12 protein-coding genes are annotated in these 13,452 nt (G+C 68.3%); 7 read left to right on the plus strand and 5 right to left on the minus strand.

What is annotated here, in order from left to right; genetic code table 11:
- Positions 1-82 precede the first annotated feature (82 nt).
- Positions 83-742 (plus strand): DUF2242 domain-containing protein, encoded by a 660-nt coding sequence (locus tag ACSFA8_RS00130; protein WP_435477513.1) that lies wholly within the window; start codon positions 83-85, stop codon positions 740-742.
- On the opposite strand, the gene ACSFA8_RS00135 is transcribed toward ACSFA8_RS00130, so the two are convergent.
- From ACSFA8_RS00135 to ACSFA8_RS00145, 3 genes are all read right to left on the minus strand, one after another.
- Positions 684-1,130, minus strand: coding sequence for a response regulator (locus tag ACSFA8_RS00135; RefSeq protein WP_435477514.1), 447 nt, complete (start codon positions 1,128-1,130; stop codon positions 684-686). The two genes, ACSFA8_RS00130 and ACSFA8_RS00135, sit on opposite strands and share 59 nt — an antisense overlap.
- 97 nt (positions 1,131-1,227) lie before the next feature.
- Positions 1,228-2,142 (minus strand): arginase, encoded by a 915-nt coding sequence (gene rocF, locus ACSFA8_RS00140; RefSeq protein WP_435477515.1) that lies wholly within the window; start codon positions 2,140-2,142, stop codon positions 1,228-1,230.
- Between the two features lie 229 nt (positions 2,143-2,371).
- Complete coding sequence (locus ACSFA8_RS00145) at positions 2,372-3,043, minus strand: TetR/AcrR family transcriptional regulator (protein ID WP_435477516.1); 672 nt, start codon at positions 3,041-3,043, stop codon at positions 2,372-2,374.
- Positions 3,044-3,214: 171 nt separating this feature from the next.
- On the opposite strand from ACSFA8_RS00145, the gene ACSFA8_RS00150 reads away from it, so the two are divergent.
- From ACSFA8_RS00150 to ACSFA8_RS00170, 5 genes are all read left to right on the plus strand, one after another.
- Positions 3,215-3,340 (plus strand): hypothetical protein, encoded by a 126-nt coding sequence (locus ACSFA8_RS00150; protein ID WP_435477517.1) that lies wholly within the window; start codon positions 3,215-3,217, stop codon positions 3,338-3,340.
- Between the two features lie 54 nt (positions 3,341-3,394).
- A complete protein-coding gene (locus ACSFA8_RS00155; RefSeq protein ID WP_435477518.1) occupies positions 3,395-6,694 on the plus strand; it encodes a carboxyl transferase domain-containing protein in 3,300 nt (1,099 codons plus the stop codon).
- 65 nt (positions 6,695-6,759) lie between these two features.
- Positions 6,760-8,013, plus strand: coding sequence for an SGNH/GDSL hydrolase family protein (locus ACSFA8_RS00160; protein ID WP_435477519.1), 1,254 nt, complete (start codon positions 6,760-6,762; stop codon positions 8,011-8,013).
- A 128-nt stretch (positions 8,014-8,141) separates the two neighbouring features.
- Positions 8,142-8,549 (plus strand): YXWGXW repeat-containing protein, encoded by a 408-nt coding sequence (locus ACSFA8_RS00165; protein WP_435477520.1) that lies wholly within the window; start codon positions 8,142-8,144, stop codon positions 8,547-8,549.
- A gap of 405 nt (positions 8,550-8,954) precedes the next feature.
- A complete protein-coding gene (locus ACSFA8_RS00170) occupies positions 8,955-10,181 on the plus strand; it encodes a hypothetical protein (RefSeq protein ID WP_435477521.1) in 1,227 nt (408 codons plus the stop codon).
- 82 nt (positions 10,182-10,263) lie between these two features.
- On the opposite strand, the gene purU is transcribed toward ACSFA8_RS00170, so the two are convergent.
- Positions 10,264-11,112, minus strand: a complete 849-nt coding sequence (gene purU, locus ACSFA8_RS00175; RefSeq protein ID WP_435477522.1) for a formyltetrahydrofolate deformylase — start codon at positions 11,110-11,112, stop codon at positions 10,264-10,266.
- A gap of 89 nt (positions 11,113-11,201) precedes the next feature.
- On the opposite strand from purU, the gene aptA reads away from it, so the two are divergent.
- On the plus strand, positions 11,202-12,536 hold the full coding sequence (gene aptA / locus ACSFA8_RS00180; protein ID WP_435477523.1) for an omega-aminotransferase AptA: 1,335 nt from the start codon (positions 11,202-11,204) through the stop codon (positions 12,534-12,536).
- Here aptA and ACSFA8_RS00185 read toward each other — a convergent pair.
- Positions 12,520-13,341 carry a ChaN family lipoprotein gene (locus ACSFA8_RS00185; RefSeq protein ID WP_435477524.1) on the minus strand — a complete coding sequence of 274 codons (822 nt, stop codon included), beginning with the start codon at positions 13,339-13,341 and terminating at the stop codon, positions 12,520-12,522. The two genes, aptA and ACSFA8_RS00185, sit on opposite strands and share 17 nt — an antisense overlap.
- Between the last annotated feature and the right edge of the window lie 111 nt (positions 13,342-13,452).

Below are 13,452 nucleotides of genomic sequence, written 5' to 3' on the forward strand. Positions count from 1 at the left end.
TCCGGCAGGCGGCGGGGAACGCGCACGTCAAATGCTTGCTCGAAGCGGGGCCGGCGCCGTGCCGGGTAGCATCCGTCCTCCCATGCCTCTGCCTGCCTTGCCTTTCCCATCGACCGTGTTGCCACGCTCAGTGCTGCTTCTGCTGGCGGCGCTGTTGCTGGCCGGATGCGGCTCGACCTCGCCCGCGCGCCGCATCTCGTACGAGCCCGAGGAGTTCGACTCCACCACCACCCACACCCGCACCTACAAGGCCACCGAGGCCCAGACCTGCGAGGCTGCGCGCCGCGCGTTGCTGAGCCAGGGTTATCTGATCACGGCGGCCAACCCCGACCTCGTTGCCGGGCGCAAGAGCTTCCAGCCGGCCAATGAGGTGCATGTGGAAGTCGAGTTCCGCGTGGTCTGCGCCAAGGAGGCCGGCGCGGGCAGGAAGAAGCCTGGCACCACCATCGCTTTCGTCAGCGCGCTGCAGGATCGCTACAGCCTGAAGAAAACCAACAACTCGGCCAGCGTCGGTGTCGGTGCGTTCGGATCGCTCTCTGTGCCGTTCTCGGCCAGCGACGACGCGCTGGTCAAGGTGGCGAGCGAAACGCTGACGGACGAGCGCTTCTACGACCGCTTCTTCGCGCTGCTCGACCGCTTCCTGGCGCCGCCGGACGAGGCGCCGGCGGCAGAGGATCCCCCGGTCAGCCCGGTTGCTCCGGCGACGACTTTTCCAGTGCCTTCTTCTCCGAACCGGGGCTGAGGCCGTCGGCGGCCGTTGCCAGCGCCTCTTCGAGCTCCTTCATCCCGAACGGCTTTTGCAGCCACAGCGTGCCGGCCACCGGCCGGGCGGGCCGGGCCTGGCCGGTCGCAAAGATCACCCGCAGCTGGCGGTGCTCGAGCAGGCTGTCCGCCAGGTCGTAGCCTGACAGCGCGGGCAGGCCAATGTCGGTGAGCAGCACATCGAACGCACCCTCCACGAAGCGGTCCTTGGCGACCTCGGCACTCTTCACGCCGGTGGCCCAGTGGCCGAGCAACTGCACCATTTCGACCGTCAGCATCAGCGTTTGGGGGTCGTCCTCGACCACCAGCACGCGCAGGGCTCGCGGGGGCGGGTTCTGGGATGAATCGGTTGGGGGAACGGCTTGCATGGTCGAATGCGAAAGGCCGGCCCACTGTAGGGCATGCCGCGGCGGCCTGCATGTCGCGGAGTTCACAAGCCGACGTAGGAGTCCGGCCTTTGCCTTGTCAGCGCACCAGCGTGGACTTGCCGAACAGGCTCTCGATCAGCTCCACCGCCACCTCGGCAGTGCGGTTGCGCACGTCCAGCGCGGGGTTGAGCTCCACCACGTCGAGCGAGCCCAGCCGGCCGGTGTCAGCGATCATTTCCATGCACAGCTGCATCTCGCGCCAGGTCGGGCCGCCCCGCACGCCGGTGCCGACGCCGGGCGCGTAGTCGGGGTCCAGGCAGTCGAGGTCGAAGCTCACATGCAGGTGGGTGTTGTCGTCCACGTCCTGCAGCGCCTCGGTCATCGTGGTGCGCATGCCGTGCTCGTCGATGTGGCGCATGTCGAACACCTGCAGCCCGTGCGCGCGGATGGCCTTTTTTTCCTCGGCATCGACACTGCGGATGCCCAGGAAGCGGATCGCATCGGGGTCGACCGCGGCCTGCTCGCCGCTCCAGCCGGTCAGCGCGGCCGGGCCGTGGCCCAGCAGGCAGGCGACCGGCATGCCGTGGATGTTGCCGCTCGGGCTGGTGGTGTCGGTGTTGACGTCGGTGTGCGCATCGAGCCAGAGCACGCGCAGCTTCTGCCCGCGCTGGCGCACATGCCAGGCAATGGCACTGATCGACCCGATCGCCAGGCAGTGGTCGCCGCCCAGCAGCACCGGCAGATGGCCGGCGCCGAGCGCACTGTCGACGGCCTGGTAGACCGCGCGGTTCCAGGCCACCACTTCGTCCACATGCCGCAGGCCGGCTTGCGGCGCGGCCCAGGGCGTCGCCGGCCCGGCCAGGTTGCCGCTGTCGCGCACCGCGAAGCCGAGCCGCGCGAGCATGCCGGGCAGGTCGGCAACGCGCAGCGCGTCGGGCCCCATGCCGGCGCCGCGCACGCTGGCGCCGATGTCGGTGGGGGCGCCGATCAGTTCGAGGGTGGTGGTGGGCATGGGTTGAATCATCCTTCTTGTTCGCCGGTCGCGTGAACTCTGCCACGTTCCCGCGCACATCTTTGCCGAAACCTGAATCCGCCTGTGCAACAACCGCAAGAAGCATCGGCTCGGCTCAACGCTTTCGAAGCGATGTAGGCGATCTTTTAGGTGGCCGGCTGTGCCAGCGCGGTGCCGGTGGCCAGCAGGAGGGATGCGAGCGCCACCGGGCGCAGCGAAAGGGCGAGCTTCATGGGGTGTTTCCAGTGGGTTTGATCTTCAGGCCGAGCACGCGCGCCGATAGAGCGCTGAGCTCGGCCACCAGTGCGTCTGCCGGCAGGCGACCGTCGGGCCGGTACCAGGTGTAGAGAAATCCGGGCAGGCTGCAGGCGGCGAGCGCGGTGATCTTGGTTTCGGCAAAGTCGAGGTCGCCATCGCGGCGCGCCTGTTCGAGCAGTGGGCACAGCCGGTCGTAGAAGTGGTTGGCCAGCTTCTTCAGCGCAGCCGTGTATTCGGGCCGGTAGACCTGCGGCTCGCGGTACGGAAAGAAGCCGCAGGGGTAGTGCGCCAGCGTCGCGCGGATCAGCCGCTCCAGGGCTTCGAGCACCTTGGCGCAGGCTGGGCGTGCATCGTCCGCGGGCAGGTCGAGCACGGTGAAGCAGGCGACCGCGGGCCGCCACGAGAGCACCTCGAAAATCTCCTGCTTGTCGCGGAAGTAGTAGTAGATGAAGGGCTTGGTCACGCCCAGGGCGCCGACGATCTGCGCCATCGTGGTGTTGGCATAGCCCTGGCGCGCGAACAGCTCGGCCGCGGCCTGCAGGATGCGCTCGCGCTGCACTTCGGTGCTGGCGGTGGCCGCGCGTTGACGTCCCGTGCCATGGGGAAGTCCGGGTTTGTGCGGTGTCTCCAAAGTTCTACCCATCGGTAGGATTGTTCGGGCACGATCTGGCGAAAGCGGCTATCGCTAACCCTGAGAGAGTGACGCCATGGAGACAAAAGAAGTTCGTCCGCAACAACCCCTGCAGGTGCGGCCGCAGAGCCAACTTAAGCATGTGTTCATGGTGCACTACGCCGATCTGCTGCCGCCAACGATGTGCTGCTCTCCATCACGCCGTACCACATCGCCGGCATGTTGATGGGTGTAAACGGCTCGGTGGCCTTCATCGATGCATTGCCGACGACAGGCGCCGGCAAGGTGCTGCGCCGCCTTCTCAAATGAACTGAACTCTCTCCCACGTTTACCCGCTTTGCGCAGCCTCCCGTAGCCACGCCTATGTTCCAAAAAATCTTGATTGCCAACCGCGGCGAGATCGCGGTGCGGCTGGTGCGCGCGCTACGTGATCTGGGCATTGCCAGCGTTGGCGTTTTCGCCAGGGACGATGCGCAGGCGCTGCATGTGCAACTGGCCGACCGGGCCGTCGCGCTCGATGCCACCGGCCCCTCGGCCTACCTCGACATCGCAGCGTTGCTTGCCGTGGCGCGCGCCGAGGGCTGCGACGCGGTGCACCCCGGCTACGGCTTCCTCAGCGAACGCGCCGACTTCGCGCAGGCCTGCGCCGATGCCGGCCTGGTGTTCATCGGCCCTACGCCCGACCAGCTCGCGCTGTTTGGCGACAAGGCGCGCGCCCGCGCGCTGGCCGAACAGTGCGGCGTTCCGGTAATGCCCGGCAGTGCCGGCGCGGTCACGCTGGCGCAGGCCCGGACATTTTTCGCCGCGCAGACCGCCGACGGCGCGCAGGCGGGCGTGATGGTCAAGGCCATCGGTGGCGGTGGCGGCCGCGGCATGCGCGCGGTGTTGCATGCCGAAGACCTGGCCGAAGCGCACGCGCGATGCGTGTCGGAAGCCAAGGCGGCTTTCGGTGTCGACGGCGTCTATGTCGAGCGCCTGATGCTTGACGCGCGGCACATCGAAGTGCAGGTGATCGGCGATGGCGTGGCCGTCGCGAGTCTGGGCGAGCGCGAGTGCACCTTGCAGCGGCGCTTTCAGAAATTGGTCGAAATTGCGCCAAGCCCGTCGCTGCCGGAGTCGCTCCGTGCGCAGATCACCGACGCGGCATTGCGCATGGCGAAGGCGGTCGGCTACTGCAGCCTCGGCACCTTTGAGTTTCTGGTCGATGAAAGCTCGACGACGCTGCCCTTCGTGTTCATCGAAGCCAATCCGCGCCTGCAGGTCGAGCACACCGTGACCGAGGCCGTGACCGGGCTCGACCTGGTGCAGTTGCAGATCGCCGTGGCAGGCGGCCAGCCCTTGCGTGAGCTCGACGTCGATGAAGCGCACACGGCGCCGCAACGCGGCTTTGCGATCCAGTGGCGCATCAATGCCGAGACGCTCGACGCAGCAGGCCAGGCGCGGCCTGCGAGCGGCACGCTATCGCGCTTCGATCTGGCCGAAGGGCCCGGCGTGCGCGTCGACAGCCACGGCTACGCGGGCCTTGCGCCCTCGCCGCACTACGACACGCTGCTGGCCAAGCTGATCGTGCAGTCGTCGTCGCCACGCTTCGCCGACGCGCTGCGCCGCTCGCTGCGCGCGCTCGAGGAGTGCCGCATCGAAGGCATTGCGACCAACCTCGCGCTGCTGCGCGCCATTGCCGCGCGGCCCGAGTTTGCGACGCAGGCGGTGCACACGCGTTTCGTCGAAGCCCACCTTGGTGAACTACTGGCCGCGGCGGCCCGGCTCGAACAACCGGCCAGGAAGACGGCCACGCCCGCCGCGTTCGCGCCTGCGTATGCGCCCGAGGAGGACGACGACCTGACGGTTCGGGCGCCGATGGCCGCCCGGCTCGTGCAGTTCGAAGTCGCAGTCGGCGACGTGCTGCCAGCCGGCGCGCAGCTCGGCGTGCTCGATGCCATGAAGATGGAGCATCTGCTCAATGCGCCGCTGGCCGGCCGCGTGGTGGCACTGCTCGCGGCGCCGGGCGACTACCTGGTCGAAGGGCAGCCGTTGGTGCGGCTCGAAGCGGTCGATGCGCATGCGGTCGAGGCCGAGGTGCAGGCCGCGCACGACCTCGATGCGATCCGCCCCGATCTGCAGAAGGTCATCGACCGCCACGCACCCACGCTCGATGCCAACCGCACTGCGGCCGTGGCCAAACGCGCACAGCAGGGCGGCCGCACCGCGCGCGCCAACATCGCCGACCTGTGCGACCTCGATACCGACCCCGGCAACTTCAGTGAGTACGGCGCGCTCGCCATCGCGGCGCAGACACGGCGGCGCAAGCTGGACGACCTGATCGCCAACACGCCGGCCGACGGCATGGTCACCGGCATCGGCAGCATCAACGCCAGAGTGTTCGGCCCCGAGAAGTCGCGCTGCGCCGTGCTGGCCTACGACTACACGGTGCTGGCCGGAACGCAGGGCATGCGCAACCACCACAAGACCGACCGCATGCTCGGCATTGCGCACCAGCTCAAGCTGCCGGTGGTGCTGTTCGCCGAGGGCGGCGGCGGCCGTCCGGGCGACACCGATATGCCAATCGTGGCCGGCCTCAACAACCACACCTTCAGCCAGTTCGCGGCGCTGTCGGGCAAGGTGCCGGTGGTCGGCATCGTGCATGGCCGCTGCTTCGCGGGCAACGCGGCGCTGCTGGGCTGCAGCGACGTGATTATTGCCACGCGCGGCAGCAACATCGGCATGAGCGGGCCGGCCATGATCGAAGGCGGCGGCCTCGGCACCTTTGCGCCGGAGCAGATCGGCCCGAGCGGCGTGCAGTCGAAAAACGGCGTGATCGACATCCTGGTGCAGGACGAGGCCGAGGCGGTCGCCGCGGCGAAGCAGTACCTCTCGTACTTTCAGGGCGCGACGCAGGACTGGCACTGCGCCGACCCGCGTGCGCTGCGCCATGCGGTGCCCGAAAACCGGCTGCGCGTGTACGACGTGCGCGCCGCGATGCGCGGCCTGGCCGACAGCGGCTCGCTGCTCGAACTGCGCGCAGGTTTCGGCGCCGGCATCCTCACCGCGCTGGCGCGCATCGAGGGCAAGCCGGTCGGGCTGCTCGCCAACAACCCGCAGCACCTCGGCGGCGCGATCGACGTGGCCGCCGCCGACAAGGCCGCGCGCTTCATGCAGCTGTGCAATGCGCACGGGTTGCCGATCGTCGCGCTGTGCGATACGCCCGGCTTCATGGTCGGCCCTGAGATCGAGGCGCAGGCGCAGGTGCGCCACGTGTGCCGCATGTTCATGGTGGCTGCGCACCTGCGCGTGCCGTACTTCTGCGTGGTGCTGCGCAAGGGCTACGGGCTCGGTGCGCAGGCGATGGCGGCCGGCGGCTTCGATGCGCCGGTGTTCACCGTGGCCTGGCCGACTGGCGAGTTCGGTGCGATGGGGCTCGAAGGCGCGGTGCGGCTCGGCTACCGCAAGGAACTGGAGGCCGCGGCAGAGGGCGCCGCGCGCGACGCGCTCTTCAAGCAGCTCGTGGCGCAGCAGTACGCGAACGGCGAGGCCATCAACATGGCGCAGACGCTCGAGATCGACGCCGTGATCGACCCGGCCGACACGCGGGCCTGGCTGGTGCGCGGACTGGCCTCGGCGGCGCGCCCGCCTGAGCCCGCAGTCGCCTACGTCGACACCTGGTAACACGTCCCGGGCGCCTCGCGCGCCGCGAGGGACAGGACGCCTTTAGACTGCGCGGCTTTGCTTGCATGAAACGAACTTCACTGCTCGTCTGCGTGCTGCTGCTGTGGGCCGCCGCGTGCGTGGCTCGGGCCGACCCGGTGCCGCCGCGCTGGATCGCGAGTTGGGCCGCCGCGCCGCTGCAGCACTTTCCGGCCGCGTCCGCTGCGGGCGCCGCGCCGCCGCCTGCGATGTTCCCCGCGCAGACGACCTTGCGCCAGCGGGTGTTTCCCACAGTGGGTGGAGACCGGGTGCGCGTGCGTTTCTCCAACCTGTTCGGCACGGTGCCACTGCGTGTGGCCGAAGCGAGCGCCGCGATCGGCACCGGCGGGCCAGCGGTGTCGCCGGCCACGCTGCGGCCGCTGTATTTCGGCGGGCGGCGGGCGATCACCATTGCACCGGGCACCGAAGCCTGGAGCGATGCGGCACCCGTCGCGGTCCGCGCAGGGCAGGCCGTGGCGGTCAGTTTCTACCTGGACGAGGCGACGCCGTTCGGGACGGCTCACCATCTGCCGCTGAGCGCGAGCTGGGCCGTGCCCGGCAATTCGGTGGCCAGTGCGAAGCTCGAAGGCGCGGTGCAGCCCGATTGGAACCACATCGTCACCGGGCTGGATGTGGCGGGCGCTGCGCAGGCGCGCGTGGTGGTAGCTTTTGGCGATTCGATCACCGAGGGCGTCAACGCATTTGCGCCGGTGCGCACGCGCTACCCGGATCGGTTGGCCGAGCGCCTGCGCGAGCCGGCGAAGGGCAGCGCGACAGTGGCGGTGCTCAATGCAGGCATCTCGGGCAACCGCCTGCTCAGCGACTGGATCGGACCCAAGGGCATCGACCGGTTCGAGCGCGATGTGCTGGGGCAAAGCGGCGTGACGCACGCGATCATCCTGATCGGCATCAACGACATCGGCTTCGGCGCGCTCAATGGGCCGGCCGGAAGCCCGGTGCCAGTGGGCGGCCCGGTCAGCGCGGAGCAAATCACGGCAGGGCTGCAGCGGTTGATCGATCAGGCGCGCGCCAAGGGCGTGAAAGTCTTGCTCGGCACCCTGATGCCGATCAAAGGCAGCGGCTACTGGAGCGCGGACAACGAAGCGCGGCGGCAGGCCGTGAACCGGTGGATCCGCGGCCGGCAGCAGGTCGGCGTGGTCGACTTCGATGCGGTGATGCGCGATCCGCGCGACCCGCAAGCGCTGAATCCGCTCTACGACAGCGGCGACCATCTGCATCCGGGCGATGCCGGCTACGCGGCCATGGCGTCGGCGATCGACCTGCAGCAGTTGCTTGAATAGGGCCGGGAACGGCGGCTGGCCGAGTTACGGTTGGCGATCAGGCTTTACACAAGCTGCCGAGTCCCGCTGACAGAGGCTTTACACGGCCTCCCCACTATGAAGGCTCCTGCAACTCATGAGGAGTCCCCATGAAAAAACTCATTCTTGCCGCCGGCGCCGCCACCGTGTTGTCGCTGGGCGCCTTCACCGTGCCGACGGTGGCGCAAGCCCAGCCGCGCGTTACGGTTCAGGTCGCACCGCCCCCGCCGCGCGCCGAACGTGTGCCAAGGCTGCACCGCGGCCAGGCGTGGGTGCCGGGACACTGGGAATGGCGCGGCACCCGGTATGTGTGGGTTCGCGGCTATCAAGTTCGCGCCCGGCCCGGCTATCAGTACCGCCAGCCCGAATGGCGTGAGAGGGACGGCCGTTGGGAGATGCGCCGCGGCCAATGGGATCGGGATCGCGATGGCGTGCCGAACCGTGCCGACCGTGACCGCGATGGCGACGGCGTTCGCAACCGCGACGACCGTCGGCCGGACAACCCGAACCGCAACTGACCGGCAGCCATCACCGTGAACAGTCGCCCGCCAGCCATGGCGGGCTTTTTTTTGGGAGACAGGGAGGTATGGCGGAGGCCATGCCGGCATTACCCCCGAAGGAGGATGCGCAACGCCGGGCAACTCGCCATACTGGCGCAAACCCGCCACGGCCTCCGGCCGACGCGGTATCTGGAGGGCCATCCGATGGACGCCACCCCGTTGTTCCGACCGCTCGTGGCGGCAGCGCTCAGCTTGCTGGCACTGGCCGCATCCGCGCAGGTGCCGAAGCATGCGCCCGGCACCATCTGCTTTACGCCCCGCCTTTGGTGCTGGGCCCAGCCCCCCGGCCAGCCGGGCGGCGCGTGCAGTTGCCCCACTCCCTACGGTCGCGCGGCAGGCACGCTCGGCTGAGCGGAGTTCGCAATGGAGCAGACGGCGAACGCACAACCGATCGTGGATTTCGAAGCGCTGGTGTCCGACCTGCGCCTGGTCTGTGCCTACGCCGCCAAAGCGGGGCTGATGACCGAGGATCTGCTGACGGCTTCCGACCGCGCCGACCAGGCGCTGCTCGACCCGCAAAGAAGGGATGCCAAGCCGGTGCTGGCCGCACTCAGCCTCGGTGCGCAGCGGATCGCGCCCATGACCGTGGCAGACCTCAAGTTCAGGCGCGACCCTTTCCTGCCGGAAAACCAGCAGCGGGGCCGCGTGGCGCAGTTCTGGCTTGCGTCGTTCGCGTTGGTCGTGCTGGGCTTTCTGGTGGTCTACATGCTGGCGCTGCAGAGCGAGCAGGATGCACTGGCCAACATCGAACAGGTGCAGCGCCTGAATGCTCGCCAGAAGCTGTCGGCGCTGCGCCGCATGGCCCAGGACAAGCAGCTCACCGAGCGCACCGCCCTCCAGGAGCAGTATCGGGAGAAGGTGGTCGAGCTCGCCTTCATCTATGGGCGGATCGTCAATTCCTACGGGCAAAGCCGCGCCGCGGCCGACATGACGCTCAATCCCGTGATCGGCCTGCACAAGGCGTGGCAGGACTGGATCGCCACCTTCACCGCAACAGACAAAGGCGCGCCGACGCTCGCGCCAAGCCCCGATCCGGAGCTGTGCCTGGGCGGCGATGACGGCGACGTCAAGCCGCCCAAGAGCATCACGCAGCTGCCGCCCTGGCTGCAGACCGCAGTGAAGGACGATGTGGCGGACTTCTGCTTCCTGATCAATGTCGTCGGCCGCGACCAGCTGGCGTCGAACATCGACGGCCAGATCCAGGAGCAACTGACGATGGCGCCGCAGATCAAGTTCAATGCCTCGGCCCGGGTGCAGTGGATCCTGCCCTTTCTCTATGGGCTGCTCGGCGCCACCGTCTTCATGATGCGGCACGTTGCCAGCGTGCGCACGCCGGCCGTCGAATGGTTTCCGATGTTCATGCGCGTCACGCTGGGCGGCGTGGCTGGCATCGTGATCGGGTGGTTCTCGTCGGCCAACGGCAGTGCGTCGCTGCAGGGCGCCAGCAGCCTGTCGCTGCCCTTTGCGGCCGCCTTCGTCACGGGCTATGGCATCGACGTGCTGTTCTCGATGCTGGACCGCGTGACGCGGTTGATCGGGTCGCCGACCGTGCCCGCCACCGGGGCCGAGCGAAGCGCGTCGGCCGGCTAGCGCAGGCGAAACACCAGCGGCATCAGCAGCGCCGCCAGCACCACCTGCAGGCCGAGCGCCAGCCCTGCATCGCGCGCGTCCTTCAGCGGAACACCACGGTGCGGTGCCCGTTCAGCAGCACGCGGTGTTCGCTGTGCCACTTCACGGCGCGCGCCAGCACCTGGCTCTCGGTGTCGCGGCCGCGCGCAGTGAGGTCGTCCACCGTGTCGGTGTGGTCGGCGCGCGCCACGTCCTGTTCGATGATCGGGCCTTCGTCGAGGTCGGCCGTCACGTAGTGTGCGGTGGCGCCGATCAGCTTCACGCCGCGGTCGTGCGCCTGGTAGTAGGGCTTGGCGCCCTTGAAGCTCGGCAGGAACGAATGGTGGATGTTGATCGCGCGGCCGGCCAGCTTCTGGCACAGGTCGTTGCTGAGGATCTGCATGTAGCGCGCCAGCACCACGAGTTCGGCGCCCTCGGCCTCGATGATCTCCAACTGCCTGGCCTCGCCCTGTGCCTTGGTCGCGGCCGTCACCGGGATGTGGTGGAACGGCACGTTGTAGCTGGCCGCGAGCTGGTAGAAGTCGCGGTGGTTCGAGACGATGGCGCGCACGTCGATCGCCAAGTGCCCGCTCTTCCAGCGGAACAGCAGGTCGTTCAGGCAGTGGCCGTCCTTGCTGACCAGGATCACCGTCTTCATCGGCACGGCGGCAGCGTGCAGTTGCCAGTGCATGCCGAAGCCCTCGGCCAGCAGCGCGATCTGCGAGCGGAGCGCGGCCTCGTCGAGCGCGGCGCAGGCGAAGCGCACGCGCATGAAGAACAGGCCGGTGTCGTGGTCGTTGTATTGGGCCGCCTCTTCGATGTTGCCGCCACGCTCGAGCAGGAAGCCGGAGACGGCGTGCACGATGCCGGTGCGATCGGGGCAGGAGAGGGTGAGGATGTACGCAGTGCTCATAAGGGCGAGCATTGTCGCAGCCGCGGCAGGGGCGCATGGCCGGTGCCAGAATGCCCTTTTCCCCCAGCGCGCTGCGCCAGGAGCGACCCATGGCCTTCAACGATTTCAACATGGACAACCAGTGGTTGCCCTTCACCCCCAACCGCCATTTCAAGAAGGATCCGCGCGTCTTCGTGGCGGCCGACGGCATGGAGTTCACCACGCACGACGGCAAGAAGGTGATCGACGGCATCTCGTCGCTCTGGTGCGTGGGCGCGGGCCACAACAGGAAGCCCATCAACGAGGCGATCAAGCAGCAGCTCGACACGCTCGACTACGCCACCGCCTTCCAGGTCAGCAACGATCGCGCGTTCAAGGCGGCCGAGATGATCGCGGCGCTGGCGCCCGGCGACCTGAACAAGGTGCTGTTCTGCAACTCGGGCAGCGAAGCGGCCGACACCTCGATGAAGGTGGCGCTGGCCTACCATCGCGCGCGCGGCGAAGGCCACCGCAACGTTTTCATCGGGCGCGAGAAGGGATACCACGGCGTCGGCTTCGGCGGCATGTCGGTCGGAGGCATTCCGGGCAACCGCAAGGTGTTCGGCACGGCGTTCCTGCCGCGGGTGGATCACATGCGCTTCATCCACGACCCGGTGAACCATGCCTACATCCACAACGAGGAACCGGCCTGGGCCGAGGATCCGCTGCTGGAGCTCGAACAGCGCATCCTGCCGCTGCACGACCCGAGCAACGTGGCCGCGATCATCGTCGAGCCGGTGGCCGGTTCGGCCGGCTGGTACCTGCCGCCCAAGGGGTACCTGAAGCGCCTCCGCGAAATCTGCGACAAGCACGGCATCCTGCTGATCTTCGACGAGGTCATCACCGGCTTCGGCCGCATGGGCACCAACTTTGCCTCGGACTACTACGGCGTGGTGCCCGACATGCTGAACTTCGCCAAGTGCGTGACCAACGGCGTGATTCCGATGGGCGGCGTGATCTGCCGCGACAAGCTGTACGACGCGATGATGAAGACCGACGCACCCGAGCACGTGGTCGAGTTCTTTCACGGCTACACCTATTCGGGCCATCCGGTGGCCTGTGCCGCGGCCATCGCCACTCTCGACCTGCTGCAGCGGGAGAACCTGTTCGCGCGTGCCGGCGAAATGGGCCCTATGCTCGGCGACGCGTTCCACAGCGCCTTCAAGGGGCTGCCGAACGTGATCGGCATCCGCAGCCTGGGCCTGGCCGCCGCGGTGGAACTCGCGCCGATCGCGGGCTCACCGGGCAAGCGGGCCTACGACATCTTCCTGGACTGCTACCACAAGGGTTCGCTGGTGCGGCCGGCGGGCGAGGTGCTGGTGATCGCACCGCCATTCATCGTCGAGAAGTCGCACATCGACACGCTGGTCAACACGCTCGCCGACAGCATCAGGAAGCACGCTTGAGGGTGGCGCAGTAGTCTTTCTCGGGCAGCGGCGCGGTCTGCCAGGTGCGGTCGAACTCCGTATCGGCCCCGGCCGGCGCCGAAGCCGATGCGAGCAGCCTGACCGACACCACCTTGATGTCGGTGGGCAAATGCTGCGGCACGCCGAGCGTGCGCAGCGCGTGGGCGCTGCCGGAGATCAGCAGCACCGTCTTGCCGGGCTGGCGCGCCTTGACGATCGTCTGCGCCATCGCGCGGTCGCGCCCGATCTGGATGCGCGTCATCGGCACGATCTGCGCGGCCGGCAGCAGGTTGCAGTGGCCGCTGCGCACTGCCTCCTGCTGCAGCACGCGGGCCGCGTCGCTCAGTTGCGCATCGAGCGACACGTCGGCCATCGCGTCCTTCATGCGGGCGCGCGGCATGTTGGCCCCGATCACCGGCACGCCGGCCCGTACCGCAGCCATCACGGCCGGGCCGTAGTCTTCCCAGGGCCAGGCCTTGTCCTGCCATTCGAGGGCGGCGCGCACCTGCGCTTCCGTGGCCGTGGCAGGCAGGCGCGCAGTGCTCTGGCCTTCCTCGGCCATCTCGAGCGCCAGCGCGGCGAGTTGGCCGTTGGCGACCAGCGCTTCCACCGCCTCGCGTTCGATGCGGTGATGCTCGTCGGCATCGTGTTGCTCGCCCAGAAGCATCGCGTCTGCGGGCAGCAATGCAGCGACGCGCTTCGCCACCGGCGCATCGGCTGCGGGTGGCAACCAGGCGCACCCGGCGGCCAGCAAGGCCACCGACAGTGTCAGGATAGAGAGCGGGCGCAGGCTGGGGAACAACATCGCAGGGATACTAAGCGAGGGCCTGCTGCCGTCGTGCCATCCCTTTTCGCTTTCGCCTGTCTCCATTCATGGCGGTGCTCATCCCGTTCGCAATGCAGCAGCCTGCACGGG

It is taken from the genome of Variovorax nitratireducens (genome assembly GCF_051216545.1).
In the GTDB taxonomy this organism is placed as follows: domain Bacteria; phylum Pseudomonadota; class Gammaproteobacteria; order Burkholderiales; family Burkholderiaceae_C; genus Variovorax.

What these genes read in the sequence shown, in the direction of transcription:
- ACSFA8_RS00130 (WP_435477513.1), top strand. Translation starts at nt 83, where the DNA reads ATGCCTCTGCCTGCCTTGCCTTTCCCATCGACCGTGTTGCCACGCTCA.
- ACSFA8_RS00135 (WP_435477514.1), bottom strand. Translation starts at nt 1,130, where the DNA reads ATGCAAGCCGTTCCCCCAACCGATTCATCCCAGAACCCGCCCCCGCGA.
- rocF (WP_435477515.1), bottom strand. Translation starts at nt 2,142, where the DNA reads ATGCCCACCACCACCCTCGAACTGATCGGCGCCCCCACCGACATCGGC.
- ACSFA8_RS00145 (WP_435477516.1), bottom strand. Translation starts at nt 3,043, where the DNA reads ATGGGTAGAACTTTGGAGACACCGCACAAACCCGGACTTCCCCATGGC.
- ACSFA8_RS00155 (WP_435477518.1), top strand. Translation starts at nt 3,395, where the DNA reads ATGTTCCAAAAAATCTTGATTGCCAACCGCGGCGAGATCGCGGTGCGG.
- ACSFA8_RS00160 (WP_435477519.1), top strand. Translation starts at nt 6,760, where the DNA reads ATGAAACGAACTTCACTGCTCGTCTGCGTGCTGCTGCTGTGGGCCGCC.
- ACSFA8_RS00165 (WP_435477520.1), top strand. Translation starts at nt 8,142, where the DNA reads ATGAAAAAACTCATTCTTGCCGCCGGCGCCGCCACCGTGTTGTCGCTG.
- ACSFA8_RS00170 (WP_435477521.1), top strand. Translation starts at nt 8,955, where the DNA reads ATGGAGCAGACGGCGAACGCACAACCGATCGTGGATTTCGAAGCGCTG.
- purU (WP_435477522.1), bottom strand. Translation starts at nt 11,112, where the DNA reads ATGAGCACTGCGTACATCCTCACCCTCTCCTGCCCCGATCGCACCGGC.
- aptA (WP_435477523.1), top strand. Translation starts at nt 11,202, where the DNA reads ATGGCCTTCAACGATTTCAACATGGACAACCAGTGGTTGCCCTTCACC.
- ACSFA8_RS00185 (WP_435477524.1), bottom strand. Translation starts at nt 13,341, where the DNA reads ATGTTGTTCCCCAGCCTGCGCCCGCTCTCTATCCTGACACTGTCGGTG.